Here is an 18,232-nt window from a genome sequence, read left to right on the forward strand (position 1 = left end):
GTCCGCTCTTATGGAAAGCGATGGATAATATATATGGGAGCGTGATTCAGGATGGACTACAAAGAGCTTGTATCGCACGGAGATTTGCATTACAGCCACAATGTCAAACGAAGCGAGGGCGGACTGCCCATCGGCAATGGCGTTATGGGAAGTCTGCTGTGGACATCGCCTTCCGCCGTCAAATTTCAGGTCAATCGGGTGGACGTATATGCTAACGACCGCTCCACGAACAGCTTCAATCAAAGACACATGGATTACGGCTATGCATGCGGCTTTGTGGATATCGATTTCGTCGATTATGGCGAGGACGTGTTCCAGGACGGTACGATCCGCCAGCATTTGAGCTTATATGATGCACTTGCCACGATTCAGGGAAACGGTGTGAGGCTGGAGGCTTTTGCGTACGATCACAGCGATGTGTTCGCCATTAAGGTGGCGGATGAGAGAGACAAGCCGCAAGGAATTAACATTAAGCTGAAAATGCTTCGCCCGGCGGAAGTTCAGACGAAGAGCCATTTGGCCGTTTCCACACTTAGCATGAGGAACGGCATGATGCTGCTGAAGCAGGAATTCACAGAAGGCGATTATTACTGCTCATCCGTTGTTGCGGTGGGCATCTCCGACCGGGATGGCGTCATCCGGATGAATGACGAGGCAGGCGGCCGCGAGCCTGTATGCGATTTCCGGGCAAGCAGGGTGCTGGGACAGCCGAATGAAACGGAAATGCGCTTGTGCGTCAGTCCGGCATCGGGCGGCTTTGAGATTCTGGTCGCCAGCGCAGCGACTTTTGATAGGAACGAGGACATTACGGCTGCAGCGGTGAAACAGCTGGAAGCCGCACGTGCTGCAGGCTACGAGCAGATGCTGCAGGAGCACAGATCCTGGTGGAACGAATTCTGGACCAAGTCTTACATCCGGTTAAGCAGCGAAGACGGCAGCGCCGAATTGGTGGAAAAGCATTATACCTATTATGTGTATCTGATGGCGTCGAACTCCCGCAGAGGAAACTATGCGCCGAATTTCGGCGGCATGCTGCTAAGTCCGCGCGGCGATCTCCGCCATTGGGGCGCTATGCAGTGGTGGAGCAACCTGAGGCTGTACTACAACGCGATTCTCGCGACGGGTCATTATGAGCTCATGCAGCCTTATTTCAGCATGTACTCGGGGATGTACGATTCCTGTGCCCGAGCGGCGGAGCAGCAGTGGGGGAGTAAGGGGATCTACATCCCGGAGACGGTATGGTTTAACGGAGTAGACGAGCTGCCGGAGGATATCGCAGCGGAGATGAGAGAGCTGTACCTGCTGCAAAAGCCTTGGGAGGAACGCTCGGAGAAGTTCAAACGATACGCCCACAAGAAGCACCCGCACGAAAGCCGCTGGAATTGGAAGGGGCATGAGCAGTGGATCGACGGTGAGCTGGTGTACACGGACAAGAGCTGGGGGCCCTTTGGTTCTACATCCCATATGTTCGGCAATATTGCGGGCATCGCTTATCATTATTGGAATTATTATGAATTCACCCGGGACGTGGAATGGCTGAGAGACCGGGCTTATCCGATGATCAAAGGGGCGGCGGAGTTTTTGCGCAATTATCCGTCTATGCGGAAGGAAGACGACGGCAAATACCATATGTACAACACCATCAGCGGGGAAAAATATATCGGCGGCAAAGATACGATCCAGGTGATGTCTTCGCTGTACGGGATTATGCCCGTGCTGCTCAAGGCGGCGGACCTTCTTGGCGTGGACGCCGATATGATCCCGGTATGGGAGGAGTTTTACCGCAATTTGGCTCCCATTCCCAAAAGCGATCATCCCGAAGCCGTATTCAAGACTGGGGAGAACGAGCCTGCGATTTGGGTAGGAGCTATCGGCAAGGTGCTGGACGAGAGAAGAGATTTTGCGACGGAGCCGATGCGGTATTTTCATCTGTGTTCCTTGGAGACGGCCTATGATCAACCGGACTGGTTTGAGACCGGGGCCGCAACCCTTGCTTTTCAGGAAACCCAGCTGGGAGGAGATTGGGGCAGGGCGGCGACGGAGATGTCGTCCGTTGCGTCCATGCTGGCGGGCATGGGCCATGCCGAAGGCTTTAAGCAAGCGGTGCTGGCGCAGCTGGAGTGCATTAACGCAGACCGGGAATATTGCTATTATCAGGACACCGGGCGAATCAAGTTTTACGATAACCGGTTGACCGTCCGGGAAGGAGTCAATGCGATCAGCGCGCAGCGGTTGGGCAACGTAGCGAGCGGATTGCAGTATGCCGTCTGTCAGAGCCAGCCTGGCGGTCCGGGCAAAGAGTCCGTCATCAACGTGTTCCCTGCGTGTCCGAAGGATTGGGACGCGGAATTCTCTCTCTGGTGCCAGGGCGGCTTCAGGGTGACATCGGCGATTCGTCAAGGGGTGATCGATTCGATCCGCATCGTGTCCACGCTTGGCGGCACTTGCAGATTCCGTAATCCATGGGGCGATACGGGAATCTCCGTAGTGCAAGAGGAGCGGGAGGCAATCACGCTTCAAGGCTCTATGCTTGCTTTTGAAACTAGTCCGGGTACCGTCTATACGATTACGAGAACACAATAGGGAATGCAATAATATCAGGTGATAACAAGATAATTTGACTAATGCCGCTGAAATTAGCGGCTTTTTGTTTTGGATAACGGAACATCTGGCTGGCGCCATGCGTCTAATGAAATGACAGAAATTTGCAAAAAAGTCGGGAGGTCTCATGATTTGCTCTACACATAAACAAACGGACTCCGTACGTCGATGTCCTAATTGTCGCCGATACTTATGCAGAAGCTGTATAGAAGTAGGGCATTGTAAAGAGTGCGGTTGGAATTTATCTGTTCCTACCAAGTCATCCTTGATGAAATATACATTGTTTTGGATGTCCTTAGTTACCGTATGGGTTGCATTAATAGGGTTCGGTTACGAATATCTGACACAGTATTGGTATAACGGACCGATTTATTTCTTAGCACTAACGGCTTCCATTCTGCCGGTTTATATTGTTCTCTATCGTTCATTCAAGCACTACATGGAAGCAGGCTGGTTAAACAAAATCCACATGATTTGGTTCTTTATTATGATTGCTTTTACAGTGGTGCTATTCAAGTGGGTTGTAATCCCGCTAAGTGATATCGATATTGATTGATACTCTACTAAACTCAATATTTACGATAAAAATGATTTGAAAAGGTGATACCTATTTTGTCAAAATATCTAAAGCTACTCCTATGGAGCTTCCTTGCGGTTTTCGTAATCATTACAGTTGGTCTGATCGTTGTTGGGATCATGTCCGTCAATACGTCGGCCACTAATGATATTTATTTGATTCCCGAGGGATTCGAGGGAAAGATCCAGGTGACCTACAATGTGCAGGGAGCTCCTTTGCTTGCCAAAGAAGGAAAATATGATGTCATTCCTATTCGCAGCGATGGAACCTATGACACCTCCAAGCCGGATATGGAATATGGAACGGTTACCGATCAGTATTACTATGTTACCGCCGACGGGAGGAGAACGGCCATCGATACAAGCTGTGTTTATGTTGGGGGAAATGGTGCTACGGAATCAGGGGGAGTGACCATTAGGTATAATTACTTGAAAATAACGCGCACGAAGTGCGGGGAACATTTTCGTGCATGGGGAGAGTAGGCAGGATTGAATCTAACACGAACTATGAAAGGTAAGCATCTCCTGTTTCTTCTTATCCTTATACTAGCGGCTTCCGGGTGTTCCAGACAAAGTGAGGATACGGATATTACGAAGGTTATCGATTCGTTGTTCACGGCAATGCAAACAGAGAGTAAGCTGCCATTATTAAGATTGGCTGAAACCAATTCCCCTGCTTTTAAAGTGTTTTCGGAGGAAAATCTCTACATTGGCACATTAATTAATAGAGAAGTCAAGTCGATGCAAGTGAATCGGAATCATGCGGTAGTGAAGGTAAGCTTTCAATATAATGACGGGTTTCATTCTTTGGATAACGGCAATCGTGATCAGAACGAAGATATCATTGTCACATTGGATATGAAAAATAAGGAATGGAAGATTTCGAATATCCAAAAAGAATAGACGGGAAAAAGTTAAGACATGATGCCATAAACAATCGATATTAACACCTATATATTACGTGCAGGAATGATATAATTCGGGCAATTACAAGTTTCTAAGAGCGGGGGGTCATTCAAGTTGAACACGTTTAACGTAACAAGCTTTGGTGCGGCAGCAGACGGGCAAACGAACGATACGCTCGCGATTCAGGCGGCTATTGATGAAGCTGGACGGTCCGGAGGGGTCGTTCTTGTTCCTGCGGGAATTTATCGGATCGGAACGATTGTATTGCGAAGCGGGATACGGCTTCATCTGGATGCGGGTGCTGTGCTGGTTGGAAGCATCGATATTGCCGATTATCGTGACGATATCGGCTGCTTTATTGACGGTGTAGGACAAAAGAGAGGGATCAGCCTGATTTATGCAGAGGAAGCGGAACGGATTTCCATTACGGGGGAAGGGACTATAGACGGGCAAGGAGAGTACTTCCGCAAGGATCGCGGCTACACGGGAGTGAGGCCTTTTCTTGTTCGATTTGTCCGCTGTCATGGGATCGAAATGCAAGGTGTCACATTAAAAGATTCCGCTGCATGGGTTTCTCATTATCACGAATGCAGCGAGGTGGACATTACAGGTGTAACTATCCGCAGCCGGGTCAATTCCAATAATGACGGCATCGACATCGACAGCTGCTCCCATGTCCGTATTCACGATTGTGACATCGATACCGGGGACGATGCGATTGTGCTCAAAAGCACAACAGTGGCTTCCTGTGAATATATTGCAATTCGCCATTGTAAGCTCAGAAGCAACTGGGCAGGCATCAAGTTCGGAACGGAGTCGTTGGGCGGATTCCGCCATGTTACCGTTGCTGACTGCTACATTTATGATACTAACGGATGCGGTATCAAGCTGTTGACCGTGGATGGCGCCCCTCTGGAGCATGTCGAGCTGAGCGATATAACCATGGAGCAGGTGAGCGGACCTATCTTTCTTCGTCTCGGGAGCCGACTGAGAACCTATATGGAAGGTCAGCAGAGTAAATCGGCGGGGGTTCTGCGCAATATCGTATTCCGGAACATCAAAGCCAACGTAAAGGAGCTGCCTGATCGAAAAAGCGCCGTGTGCATATCCGGTATCCCGGGCCACCCGGTAGAGAACATCGTCTTCGACAATGTCGACATTACCTTTCCCGGAGGGACGACGGAGGAGATCGATTATCACGCCATTCCGGAGCTGGAGACGGCTTATCCGGAATATTACATGTTCGGTACTGCTCCGGCGTACGGGATGTTTTTGCGGCATGTAAAGGGTATTACTCTTAAGCAGGTAACGCTTAAGACCATGCAGCCGGATCTTCGGCCTGAGATGGTCCTCGTAGATGTCACGGGAATGCAGCAATAGCTGCTGAATCCGCTTGATTCGCAGCACCATGAAGGAATATGTTACAATCGGATCTAAAGAACGCTGTGGGGGATTGTAGCATGAGATCAGTCGATCAAATTAAACGAATGATAATACAACTGGAGCAAATGGCGCAAAGATTGGATTCCACCCGCGATGAACAGGAAATAAAAGAAATCAGGGGTAAAATTGAAATGCTGGAGTGGGTACTGGATGCACCGGCAGGTAAGTACCATGCCTGATGAATAAATCTATGAGGATTGTAAAGGAGCTAAGCAGGCGCAAGCCGCTTGGCTCCTTTTTTCGCGCTCCTCAAGGAGGGTTCATTATTTCATTCCCAATATATTCCTGTTAAACACAAATTTACAATACTTTTATATCTATCTTACATACCAGTTTACATTTAGATGCTAGTCTTTAAGAGGCTGTCCGTTACTTTTACTATAAGGGGGATTAGAGGGCTTTAACCGTACATACGGCAGCAGAAAAAACGTGGGGAGGATTTCCAAAGTGCTATCAGGGAAATGGAACAAACTGAAGCGGTTGACTAATGTCTGTTTTGCTTCTGCGCTGGCGTTTGGCGGAATGCTTCCGCTAATTCCGGGTCCGACGGCTCATGCGGCGAATGCAAGCGATTTGTTCTTCACGGAATATGTCGAGGGCTCTAGCAACAATAAGGCGGTTGAAATTTTTAACGGTACCGATCATGAGATTGACTTATCCAATTATACGGTTGAGCTGTATTCCAACGGGGCCTCAACGGCGACCAACACGCTTAACTTTACTGCCGGAACGGCGATAGCCAGTGGAGATGTATTCGTCATAGTTAACAGCTCCTCAGGCGCAGCGCTGAAAGCCAAGAAGAATGCAGAGAGCAGTGTAACAAATTTCAACGGCGACGACACACTCCTTCTCAAGAAGAACGGCGTCGTTATTGATACCATTGGCCAATTAGGCTTTGACCCTGGGACCAAGTGGGCGGATTCAGGGGTTGAGACTGTAGATAAGACATTGGTTCGGAAAAGCTCTGTCGTTACCGGAGATAACCAACCTGAAGATAGTTTTAATCCTTCTTTGGAATGGGTCGCGTTCCCGATAGATACCTTCAGTAATCTTGGCACTCATACTATGGATGGATTTACAGCTCCAGCGGTAGCCGGCGTAACGGCGAACCCTGCGGCAGGAGCGGTTCCGGTGGGCACGGAGGTCTCACTTCAGACGGCAACCGTTGGCGCCAGCGTTTATTATAGCGTCTATGACGGGAACGGTTACGCGCTTATCCAAAATGTTAAATATTCGACGCCAATCCCCATTACGGCGAGTACAACCATTAAAGCATATGCGCAGAAAAATTCTTTGATCAGTGCGATCAGCGAATTTGCTTATACGATTGCAGCCAAAACGGATATTGCTGCCGTTCGTTCGATGACTGTCGGCTCTAACGCATTATTTGATGGGATCGTCACGTATAAAGAGCTGAGCGGCGGCAAATACAATCTGTATGTCCAGGATTCCGGTGCCGGAATTGTCGTCCGCGTCACTAACACTTCAGCGAACATCGGCGACAAAATCAGCGTATCCGGCAGTCTGGCGGATTACTTCGGTCTTGCCCAAGTGGAAGCTGCCGACAGCGGTGTGCAAGTGGTGCAAATGAATGCCGGTGCGCCTGCTCCGCTCACGATCGACTCCAGAGGCTTCGCCGAGGCAAATGAAGGAAAGCTTGTAAAAGTTCAAAACATTACGTTGGGCACAAGCGCCGGTTTTAGCGAATATGTAGTGGATGATGCTTTCGGCTCCTTAATGATCAAGTCCGATTGGGTTGAACCCGGCAAGCACTATGATCAAATCGTCGGAGTATTAACCTACTCCTTCAACAGCTTCAAGCTGGTTACCCGCTCGTACTCAGATATCGTCGAGTCCAGCTTCTCAGTCACACCAAGCGTACAGCCGGGTATTGTAGCGGCGGGAACTGCCGTATATTTGTCTACCCCTACCACGGGGGCGAAAGTCTATTACACGATCGACGGTACGACGCCGACCGCTTCCAGTACCGAGTTCCAGCAAAGTGCACCTATTCTCATCAATGCGGATACCACGGTGAAAGCGATCGTTGTTAACGGCTCGGAAGTGAGCCCTGTACAGACGTTTGATTACGTTATACAAAAAACGTACAACGGCAAACAAATCAATGAGATCCAAGGTACCGCCCATCAATCTCCATGGAAAGGCCACTTGGTAACGGGCGTTCGCGGTGTTGTAACTCATACGGAATCCGTGAACGGCACGAAACGGTTCTATATGCAAGCGACGGAGTCCGATCAAGATCAAGACGCCAGTACCTCCGAAGCTATTGTAGTTATTTCTTCTACGAGCGTCGCTGCAGGCGATGATGTATCGGTGGACGGCATGGTTTCCGAAATCAAGGAAGACGGTTATGCCGATGCAAAGGATTTGACGACAACGGCGCTCACGAATGCAACGGTGACGAAAATCGGTACACAAACCGTTCCGGCGCCGATTGTAATCGGTGTGGACCGGATTCAGCCGTTGAGCATTATTGACAACGATGGCATGCAGCTGTTTGATCCGGCGGAAGACGCTCTTGATTTCTATGAGAGCTTGGAGTCGATGCGAGTCCAATTGAATCAACCGACTGTGGTCGGACCGTATGACTACGAAATTCCTGTAGTGGTCGGGGAGCCAACAAGTGAAACGACTCCTAACGGCGGTGTCATTTTGACAGGACAAGATTTGAATCCGGAGCGCATCTTGATCAAGAAGAAATTGACGGTAAAAACCGGAGACAAATTTAACGGAAATGTTATTGGGGTACTCGGCTATGATTTCAGCAACTATAAAGTGCTGCCGACCGGAACCCTGCCTGAGATTACTAAGAGCAGTATTGCTCAAGAAACGTCTTCTATCGATTTTAAAGAGAACGAGCTGACGATCGCCGGCTTTAACATCGAGAATTTTTGGAATAACCCGGCTCAAACAGCCAAGAAAAACAACATTGCAGAAGCCATCGTCTCGAAGCTGAAAACACCGGATATTATCGGTCTGATTGAAGTTCAAGATAACAACGGCGATGAAGAAACGAACAGCAGCAGCGGCAACAATGGCGTTACCGATGCGAAGGAATCGTACGAAGCGTTGATTCAGGCTATCGCTGCCAAAGGCGGACCTGCTTATTCATTCACGGATATCGCTCCGGAAAACAATAAAGACGGAGGCTCTCCGGGAGGCAATATTCGCGTAGGGTATTTGTACAACCCGGCCCGCGTCTCGCTTGTACCGAAAGCAAGCGGGAAAGGCGATGCGACAACGGCTGTCAGCTATGGAGCGGACGGACTGTCCTACAATCCAGGCCGCATCGATCCGACCAACTCGGCGTTCGTGAGCTCCCGCAAGCCGTTGGCTGCTGAGTTCGATTTCCAAGGCGAACGTGTCGTTGTCATTAACAACCATTTTAACTCCAAGGGTGGAGACCTGGCTCCTTATGGAGCCGTACAGCCAATGCCCGCCACGCTGGGCAGCGAGGTGCAGCGTCACCAGATTGCAACCGTGGTGAACGGCTTTGTGAAAAGCGTCATGCAGCAAAACCCTCATGCTAACGTGGTCATGCTTGGCGACTTAAACGACTTCCAGTTCTCTAAGACACTTGAGATAGTAAAAGGCAGCGAATTGACCAACATGGTAGACAGCTTGCCTGTAAATGAAAGATACTCTTACGTATACCAGGGCAACTCGCAAACGCTTGACCACATCCTTGTGAATAAAAGGCTCGCAGATCATGCCAAGCTCGATATCGTTCATATGAACGCGGATTTCGATACGGCTCAGGGACGAGTAAGCGACCACGATCCGCTGCTTCTCCAGGTACATCTTGCAAGCAAGCCGGAGCCTACAGAAAACATCAAATTGCAATTGCTCAGCGTTAACGACTTGCACGGCAAAATTAACGACAAGTATTCGGAGAAATCGCTGAACGATGATTTGGATGGAGACGGCATCATATCGGCAACCACCTTCGTAGGCGGTATGGATTACATGGCGGGAGCCATGAAGCAGCGTGAAGCTGCCAATCCGAACACATTCATCATTCATGGCGGTGATATGGTTGGAGGAAGCCCGCCGATCTCTGCCTTGTTCCAAGACGAGCCGACCGTAGAAATTATGGAAGCGATGGGCTTCGACGTTGGCGTACCTGGTAACCACGAGTTCGACGAGGGTACCCAGGAAATGCTCCGACTCCTAAACGGTGGAACCCACCCGAAAGGAACGGCGGGGTACGACGGGCAAAACTTCCCCCTGACAGTGGCTAACGTGGTTTACAAAAGCAACGGACAGCATGTGCTGCCGCCTTACATTATTAAAGAAGTCGAAGGAGTAAAAGTCGGTTTTGTCGGCGTTATTACGGAAGAAACACCTTCTATCGTTATTCCTGCCGGCATTCAGGATATCGAGTTTACGAATGCGGCTGACGCGGTTAACGATGCAGTTGCAGAACTGAAGCAGCAAGGCGTGAAGTCGATTATCGTGCTGGCTCACGTTCCTGCCGTGGATGCCGGTGACAGTGCAACGGGAGATGCAGCTGAGCTGGCCAAGGCGGTTGACGACGAAGTGGACGTTATCTTCGCAGGTCACAATCACCTGCGCGTCAATGGCGAAGTTGACGGTAAGCTGATCGTTCAGGCTTGGGAGTACAGCAAAGCGTTCGCTGATGTTGATATGGAGATCAACCGTACAACCGGGGATATCGTATCGAAGAAAGTTGAAATTGTAAATAATTTACAGTTAATTGCAGATCCGACTGTAAATGGCATCATCGAGAAGTACAATACGCTTGCCGCTCCATTCTTGAATCGTGTTATAGGAAATTCCCAGGTTGCGATGAGTAAAGACTACCCGGGCATGGGCATTGGGGTCAATGGAGACAAAGCTCTCGGCAACATGATCGCGGATGGAATGAAGGCCGAGATGAATGCGGATTTTGCCTTTATGAACGGAGGCGGTGTCCGTGAGATTCTGGATGCCGGCGAGATCACTTGGGGCGAGCTGTTCAGCATCCAGCCGTTTAACAACGTGCTTGTGAAAGTGGAAGTAACAGGCGCCGACTTGGAGGCGATCCTTAACGCTCAACTGGGCTCGGGCTCGAACTACGGACCTGATTTCCATGTATCCGGATTCAAGTACACTTGGTACAGAGATGCTAGCAACAACCGTAAGGTGGTAGATATGCTGCTGCCGGACGGATCGAAAGTCGACAAAGCGAAGACGTATACGGTTGTAGTCAACAATTACATGCAGACGTCGACGAACTCGAAAAACATTGAAATCGGCAAGCGCGGCAAAAATCCGGTTACGGGTCCGGAGGATCTTGAAACAACCGTGAACTTTGTACGCAGCTTTACAACGCCGTTGAACTATGTAGAGGAAGGACGTATTAAAGAAGTCGCGGAGCCGGTTGTTGTTGAATATCGCAACGACAGGGGGGGCAGCTCGGGGGCAGTAGTTACACCGCCGCTTCCGGAGAATCCAGCTGGCTTTACCATAGACCCTGCCGACCTGAAAACCGAAACTACGGAAGATGGAAGAGTCATCACTAAGCTGGCTATCAAAGCGGAGTCTTTGGTTCAGGCACTTAAAGAAGCCGCCGGCAGTCAAACGGGCAAGAAGCTGGTCATTTCCCTTCCTGACGTTAAAGACGGGGCACAGGTCGACTTCCCTGCCAATGCCATCATCGAGGGAGTGGCAGCATCCCACGATATGGTTATCGAAATCAAGACGAATGAGAACTCTTACGAATTGCCGATTCGCGTAATTCAAGCCGAAGCGTTGGCTGCTGAGCTTGGAGTCGGAGCCGCCGATGTTACCATCAGCGTTACGATTGAGAAATTGGCGGAAGCAGAAGCGCAAAAAGTCAAGGAAGCCGCTTCGAAGTCCGGTCTGACGCTGCTGGCGGATGCCGTCAGCTTCAAGATTACTGCGGAAGCGAACGGAAAAACGATCGAAGTGAATAACTTTGGGACAACTTACGTAACCAGGACCGTGACAGTCCATGATTCGGCAGGCGGCCAAGCAACAGCTGTCGTATACGACCCGGCGACCGGCTTACTGACCTTCGTTCCTGCTTTGTTTGAACAAGCTGACGGAAAGACGATCGCTGCAATTAAGCGCAGCTCGAACAGTATTTATACGGTTGTAAAGCTTGAAAAAACGTTCGCAGACTTGAAGGGCCACTGGTCCCAAAAGGATGTTGAGCTGCTGGCCTCCAAGCTGGTGGTGAACGGGCAGTCCGAAACGAAGTTTGCTCCGGACAGCGATATTACCCGTGCGGAATTTGCAGCGCTTCTCGTGCGCGCACTCGGCTTGAAGGAAGACCGTTCGGCCGCAGCGGCCGTACGTGATTCGGACGGCACAGATTGGTTCGCCGGCGTCTTGGGCGCAGCCGTAAAAGCGGGCTTGATGGCGGGCTTTGAGGACGGCACCTTCCGTCCGAATGCCAAAATTACACGCGAGCAAATGGCTCTGATGATTAGCAGAGCGATGACGGCAGCAGGCAAAGGCGGGGGCATCGAGAAGCTGAATGCGGCCGCCAAATTCGCTGACAGCAGTCAGATCAGCGATTGGGCGATGGACGCTGTCGCAAGAAACGCGGCTGTGGGCATCATCGAGGGCAACTCGATGAACAAGTTCGAGCCTGCGTCATTTGCTACAAGAGCGGAAGCAGCTGTAATGCTGAAGCGATTGCTGCAGTATGTGGAGTTTATTAATAAGTAATGGTTGAAGGCTGCCGGTAACAGGGAATGCTCTCTTAGGTTGAAAGGTTTCAATATGAACCTTCCAGGGAGCGGTTCCTGGCCGGCGGCCTTTTTTTACCACAATAGAATTAATAAGATTCCGAGATCATCGGATGTAAAAATTCTATTTGGCGATAAAAACAACCTCTTAACGCGGTCGCTCCTCTGTGAAAGGACGTCGATAGACGTTTTTCTCATTGTAAGGATGAATATAACAAATAGACACCATAAATAACAAAAATAGACTATTAAGTGAAATCATTGTTCGATATGATGGTCGTATCAAGATGGGAGGGATAACCATGGAGCAATCTCGTTTTCATCCTGGCGATCACACTATACTGCGGCGTGTATGGAAGGACCAAATTTATCGAGTGACTACTACTACGGTCGTAGAGGATACACCTGAGTTAATTGCGCTTTATTGGGGAATAGACTATCCTATCAAATCAACCAGAAATCCTCTCAAAGTATCGTCGGAGCCATTACCGGAGCTTCGGGATGGCACATGGGGGAATTCAGAAGTGCTGATGCTGATCCCTGCGAACGCTGCTTATGCCATTTATGCTTTTAGGGATAGCGCCGCCCATTTCAGCTGGTACATTAATCTTCAAGAGCCCTTGTGCAGAACCAAGGTTGGATTCGATACGACGGACTATTTGCTGGACATCACCCTGGATAAGGAACGATCGGAGTGGAAGTGGAAGGATGAAGCCGATTTTAATAACTCGGTTGCTGCCGGAATCATTTCTCCAGATAAAGCACAGGCCATTCGTTCTGAAGGAGTTCGGGCCCTCCAATGGGTGAAAGAGGGGCCGGCAGCTTTTTTTGATGCTTGGGAGAACTGGCGGCCTACAGCAGATTGGAAGATTCCTAGTATTCCTGCGGGCTGGGACCAATTGCACCAAACCTTGTAAGGAGGTCAAATTACGATCCTCTTCATTTTTTGTGATAGAATAAGACAGAGCAATCATTTACTACCTACAAGAAATGAGGATTTGAAATCATCATGGGCTATTTATTTCTACTAGCAGCAGTCGTTGTATTGGTAATCCTCGTTCTGAAGTATTATCCTCCGTTAGGTGCACAGGCAAAAGGGGACGCTCGGAGTGCGATTGACGGATCCGACAATTATGTGGGAGGCAAGTTCATCTATCCGCTGCCCACTCCGATGGAGATGAGCTTCAAAGAGATGTCGAAGATCATGACTGAAATGATCAAGGGCGGCTCGAACCGGAAACCGTTGAATGGAATACCAATGGACCGTTGGGAGCCTCAGCAGCTTCTGGAATCCAGCAGTCAAGCGCGGCTCGTATGGTTCGGACATTCGGCGTTATTCCTCCAAGTGAATGGCTTGAACCTGCTGCTGGACCCGATGCTGGGCCCGTCTCCGTCACCTGTTCCCATGCTCGGAGGCAAGCGGTATGGCGGGGAGCTTCCGATAAGCATCGACGATTTGCCGCCCATCGACGCGGTAATCTTGTCGCATGATCATTATGATCATCTGGACTATGGGACCATCAAGAAGCTGAAGAATAAAGTACGCAGGTTTTTTGTCCCGCTGGGTGTTGAAGCACATCTCGAGCGGTGGGGAGTAGACAGGGAGCGCATTACTTCTGCCGATTGGTGGGATGAATTTGACTTCGAGGGCTTGAAGCTGGCTTGTACACCGGCACGGCATTTCTCCGGACGCAGTATGACCGATCGATATCAGACACTATGGTGTTCTTGGGTTATCGACAGCGGCGGTACGAAACTGTATTTTAGCGGAGACAGCGGTTATGGTGACCATTTCAAGCAAATCGGGAACAAGTACGGACCGTTCGATGTGACGCTGATGGAGTGCGGGCAGTATGATAAGCGATGGCCATTGATTCATATGATGCCGGAGGAGACGGTTCAAGCGCATAGGGAAATTGGCGGAAAGGTGATGATTCCTATTCATTGGGGAGCGTTCACGCTAGCCCTTCACGACTGGACCGATCCTGTAGAACGAGTGCTTCGTGCAGCCGAACAGCATAATGTGGTTGTAGCAACTCCGCGCATCGGACAAGCGGTCATGCTTGGAACGTCTGAAATTCCTGCTGCGGCGTGGTGGAGACACCATGTTTAGTGATGCGGATAACGCATGGTGAAAAACAGGATTATCGCTTGAAAATCGCAATATTCCATATGAATCGCAAAAACCTGCGCTTTTTTTTGAGACAGGTTTTTGTTTTTTTGAACAGCGGCTTAAAAAGAGAAGACATGATGCCATATTTTATAGATCTCAGCACCTGTATATTTTGGGGGTGAATGCTATAATTCGGTCAGCTACATATAGCCGCTATAGTATAGGAGGACTTGTATGCTGACATTGGACGCACTAAAGAAACTCGATCATGCAGTGAGACTTGCCGATTGTACGACCGCCTCTGAGCAAGAGGTGTTCGTTGAGAAAGCATGGGACGACAATGTGGTAAAATCGACGGTAACCAACCGCTCCGGACGGCCGCTCAGAATCAAAGAGGTCGTGCTGTTCTCCGGGGAAACCTCGTATTCTCCGGACACTCCATTCTACGGAGAAGGCTATCAAATGCTGACGCAGTATAGCGGGACGCTCTCTGAGCCATATCATATCGGTGCCTACGGGACGGATTGGGATTTCTTCCGGCTGCCGAGAACAAAGTTTCACGAGAACGTCTGGTCCGTGTACAACCTTCTCTTGCTGTCGCCTGAAAATCAGGGTCACCAGCTGCTGGCATTTACTTCCTGCCACCGGTTTTCCGGTGAAATTCGCTTCCGCGGCTCTTACATCGAAGTTATCATGGACACCGAGGATTTGACGCTGGAGCCCGGTGCATCGTGGGATTTGGAATCATTCATGTTCTCCTCCGGCCCGGATCATAACGAGCTGCTTCTGGAGCTGGCGGGCCACTTGAACCGTAACCATCCACGGAAGCTGTATCCGGAAATTCCGACGGGCTGGTGCTCCTATTATTGTCTGCGGCCGATGACGGCGGAAGGCTTTTATGAAAATGCCCGTGCAATGAAAGAGCGGATTCCCGAGCTGAAGCGGATTCAGATCGACGGCGGCTATGCGGCCTATAACGGAGACTTCTTAATCCCGAGACCGGGTCTCGGAGCGGATGTGAAAACGATCAGCGACGGCATTCGTGCGAACGGGATGGAAGCTGCCGGTTATTTGTCTCCCTTTATCGTTCAGCCTGAATCGAACCTGCGGAAGGAGCATCCGGAGTGGCTGGTGATGGATGAAGAGGGAAATCCGTATAACGGGATCGGCCAGAAAAAGAAAACTCCGGACAAGCAGTGGTATATGCTCGATACGACGCATCCGGGAGCGGTGAATTATTTGCGGACCGTGGTCCGAACGATGCATGACGAATGGGGCTGGCGCTACTTTAAAATGGACTTCCTGCAATACGGAGCGCTGCCGGGAATCCGTTACGATAAGAACGCTACTCGTATCGAAGCGTTCCGCCGCGGAATCCAAGCTATCGCCGATGAGGTCGGGCATGACAGCTTCTTGCTTGGCTGCAACGCGCCGTTCTGGCCTTTGCTTGGACTTGTCCACGGCAATCGGATTACGAACGATATCGCACGGGACTGGAAACACGTCGGTGGTAACGCAAGGGAGCAGTTCCCGCGCAACTGGCAGAACGATACGTTATGGTACAACGATCCTGATGTTGTCGTGCTTGAGAGAGTGACCTTCAAAACCCGGAATATCAGCGGCGAGCTGGTTGACAAGCCGTCTATCATTACCGACCAGGAGTTTGAATTCCATAAAGCGGTCATTCTGGCTTCCGGCGGCATGATCATCAGCGGCGACTTGATCCCAAAGATGTCGGAGAAGAACATCAACGTCTTGAAAAAGCTGCTGCCTCCGACCGGGAAAGCGGCGTCCTTCGACGACACCGGCTATACGATCGGGAGGATTGATCTGGGAGATAAGCAGGTCGTCTGCGTATTCAACTTTGACGAGGAGCCGAAGGATTTCGAATTTGCGATTCCGGGAAGCTACCGTCTTTACGATTTCTGGACGGACGAGGAGCTCGGAGAGGTGACAGATAAGGTCCATGTGCCGAGCCTTGACGGCCATTGCGCGAAGGTGCTGTACTATTTTGTTTAGAGGGAGAAAAGCCACATTGCGTGGCTTTTTTTATTTACAGCACCGGTTACAGCGCATCAGCCGTCGGAGCCTTTCATCACCGTTTTTGCAACGGTCGGACGCCAATTGATGATTTTGACCAGCTGCTCCTGCATATAGGACGTGGAGTGCTGAAAGCCGCTTTCAACCCAGTAAAAGACTAGCCCGAGCAGGGCATGGATCGAATAGATGGCATGAAGCTCCCGGTCAATCTCATGCTCCGGGTAGATGAGCTCTTCTTGCGTTATGTGCTTCAATGCAATAAACATCTTTTCTCTCAGCTGGGGAAGCACCTCGCTTTTGGCCAATACGGTATAGACGGAAGCATGCTGGTAAAAGTGCTCAAAGATCATGACGGAGCTGGCAGGCAGATCTTGAATGCTGAACATCTCGACCTGCTGATATGGAGCGCGGAACGACTGAAGAAGCTGGTCGATCAGCTCCGCAAAAATGTCGTCCAGCAGCGCTTCTTTATTGTCATAGTTGGAATAAAACGTACCGCGATTGTAATCCGCGAGCTCGACAATTTCCGTAATGGAAATGGCGGCTAGAGGCTTTTGCGACATCAGTGTCAGCATGGCTTCTCTCAGAGCTTTTCTGCTTCGCATAATACGTCGGTCGAGTTTATTGTTTTTTTCAGACATTATCATTCATTCCTTTAACAAGTTTAAAAGATTATCGAACAAACGGCGTCGTTTTGTACGGTAACATACAATGGACAATTTTTTGCTGATTGAAACTCCGCTGCTTCTTTTATTATACTTGATGTAACAGATGTTCTTTATTCAACATTTGTTGAATTTTATAAACTAATTTTGTTGTATGCAATCCAGAATGGTATCCCATAATAAGAAAAAATGGAGGAACTTCGCATGAGACTATCAGGAAAAGTTGCTGTCATTACGGGTGCTGCTTCAGGTATGGGGAAAGCTATTGCAGAGCTTTTTGCAGCAGAGGGAGCCCATGTGGTGGTTTCGGATTTGCGGATGGAGACCGCACAACCGGTCGTATCCGGCATTGAAGCTAATGGCGGTAAAGCCATCGCGGTTGCGGCGAACGTAGCTAAAGAAGAAGATGTCCAGCAATTAATCGATAAGACGGTCGAAGCTTTCGGAACCGTAGATATATTGGTCAATAACGCCGGAATTATGGACAACTTTGTTCCTGCGGCAGATTTGACGGACGAGCTGTGGGATAGAGTCATTGCCATTAATACTACCGGTCCTATGAGAACGACACGGAAAGTGCTGCCGATTTTCATCGATAAGAAAAGCGGCGTAATCGTAAACATCGCTTCCGCGGGAGGATTGAACGGTTCGCGTGCAGGCGCTGCGTATACGGCTTCTAAGCATGCGGTAGTTGGTTTTACCAAAAACGTCGGATTCCAATATGCAAACCTGGGTATCCGCTGTAATGCCATCGCGCCGGGAGGCGTCAATACGAATATTAGCACGTCGATTAATGCGCCCAATTCTTTTGGAATGGAAAGAGCGATGGCGGGGATGCAATTGAATCCTCGTGCCGGGGATCCGGAGGAAATTGCCAAGGTTGCGCTGTTCTTAGCTTCGGACGAGGCAAGCTTTGTTAACGGAACCGTAGTAACGGCCGATGCAGGCTGGACAGCTTATTAAAATAAATACAGATAGAATGAAACGTCAGTCTAATGGGACTGGCGTTTTTTTGCGTGCACAATGTCTGAGATCACCCAAGTTGTATCAGTACGATGCAGCTGCAAAAGATGATAATTCCAGCGTGGCTGCGCTTGAAATCCCGCGCCGTTGCAGGCTTTTCACCTGCAAACAAATGGTTTGATCGA

At 49.8% G+C, this 18,232-nt stretch carries 11 protein-coding genes; 10 read left to right on the forward strand and 1 reads right to left on the reverse strand.

Going from position 1 to position 18,232, the window contains the following annotated elements; translation table 11 throughout:
* Positions 1–51 precede the first annotated feature (51 nt).
* The 9 genes from ACFQ88_RS03185 to ACFQ88_RS03225 all read left to right on the forward strand — a co-directional run bounded on the left by ACFQ88_RS03185 (position 52) and on the right by ACFQ88_RS03225 (position 16,398).
* Positions 52–2,583 (forward strand): glycosyl hydrolase family 95 catalytic domain-containing protein, encoded by a 2,532-nt coding sequence (locus ACFQ88_RS03185; protein ID WP_379451723.1) that lies wholly within the window; start codon positions 52–54, stop codon positions 2,581–2,583.
* 630 nt (positions 2,584–3,213) lie between these two features.
* On the forward strand, positions 3,214–3,660 hold the full coding sequence (locus ACFQ88_RS03190; protein ID WP_239634984.1) for a DUF6843 domain-containing protein: 447 nt from the start codon (positions 3,214–3,216) through the stop codon (positions 3,658–3,660).
* Positions 3,661–3,918: 258 nt separating this feature from the next.
* Positions 3,919–4,080: a hypothetical protein gene (locus ACFQ88_RS03195; protein WP_239634985.1), complete on the forward strand. Its 162-nt coding sequence runs from the start codon at positions 3,919–3,921 to the stop codon at positions 4,078–4,080.
* A gap of 117 nt (positions 4,081–4,197) precedes the next feature.
* Positions 4,198–5,463: a glycoside hydrolase family 28 protein gene (locus ACFQ88_RS03200; RefSeq protein WP_379451726.1), complete on the forward strand. Its 1,266-nt coding sequence runs from the start codon at positions 4,198–4,200 to the stop codon at positions 5,461–5,463.
* 80 nt (positions 5,464–5,543) lie between these two features.
* Entirely contained in the window at positions 5,544–5,705 is a 162-nt protein-coding gene (locus ACFQ88_RS03205) for a hypothetical protein (RefSeq protein WP_239634987.1), read from the forward strand.
* A 268-nt stretch (positions 5,706–5,973) separates the two neighbouring features.
* Positions 5,974–12,246 carry a 5'-nucleotidase C-terminal domain-containing protein gene (locus ACFQ88_RS03210; protein ID WP_379451728.1) on the forward strand — a complete coding sequence of 2,091 codons (6,273 nt, stop codon included), beginning with the start codon at positions 5,974–5,976 and terminating at the stop codon, positions 12,244–12,246.
* A gap of 322 nt (positions 12,247–12,568) precedes the next feature.
* On the forward strand, positions 12,569–13,183 hold the full coding sequence (locus ACFQ88_RS03215) for a DUF402 domain-containing protein (protein ID WP_379451730.1): 615 nt from the start codon (positions 12,569–12,571) through the stop codon (positions 13,181–13,183).
* A 92-nt stretch (positions 13,184–13,275) separates the two neighbouring features.
* Entirely contained in the window at positions 13,276–14,379 is a 1,104-nt protein-coding gene (locus ACFQ88_RS03220; RefSeq protein WP_379451732.1) for an MBL fold metallo-hydrolase, read from the forward strand.
* Positions 14,380–14,613: 234 nt separating this feature from the next.
* Positions 14,614–16,398 carry a glycoside hydrolase family 36 protein gene (locus ACFQ88_RS03225; RefSeq protein ID WP_379451734.1) on the forward strand — a complete coding sequence of 595 codons (1,785 nt, stop codon included), beginning with the start codon at positions 14,614–14,616 and terminating at the stop codon, positions 16,396–16,398.
* 56 nt (positions 16,399–16,454) lie between these two features.
* Here ACFQ88_RS03225 and ACFQ88_RS03230 read toward each other — a convergent pair whose 3' ends face one another.
* A complete protein-coding gene (locus ACFQ88_RS03230) occupies positions 16,455–17,060 on the reverse strand; it encodes a TetR/AcrR family transcriptional regulator (RefSeq protein WP_379451736.1) in 606 nt (201 codons plus the stop codon).
* A gap of 228 nt (positions 17,061–17,288) precedes the next feature.
* On the opposite strand from ACFQ88_RS03230, the gene ACFQ88_RS03235 reads away from it, so the two are divergent.
* Positions 17,289–18,047: an SDR family oxidoreductase gene (locus ACFQ88_RS03235; protein ID WP_239634995.1), complete on the forward strand. Its 759-nt coding sequence runs from the start codon at positions 17,289–17,291 to the stop codon at positions 18,045–18,047.
* Positions 18,048–18,232: the final 185 nt, after the last annotated feature.

The organism is Paenibacillus sp. NPDC056579, from assembly GCF_042793215.1.
Classification (GTDB): domain Bacteria; phylum Bacillota; class Bacilli; order Paenibacillales; family NBRC-103111; genus Paenibacillus_S.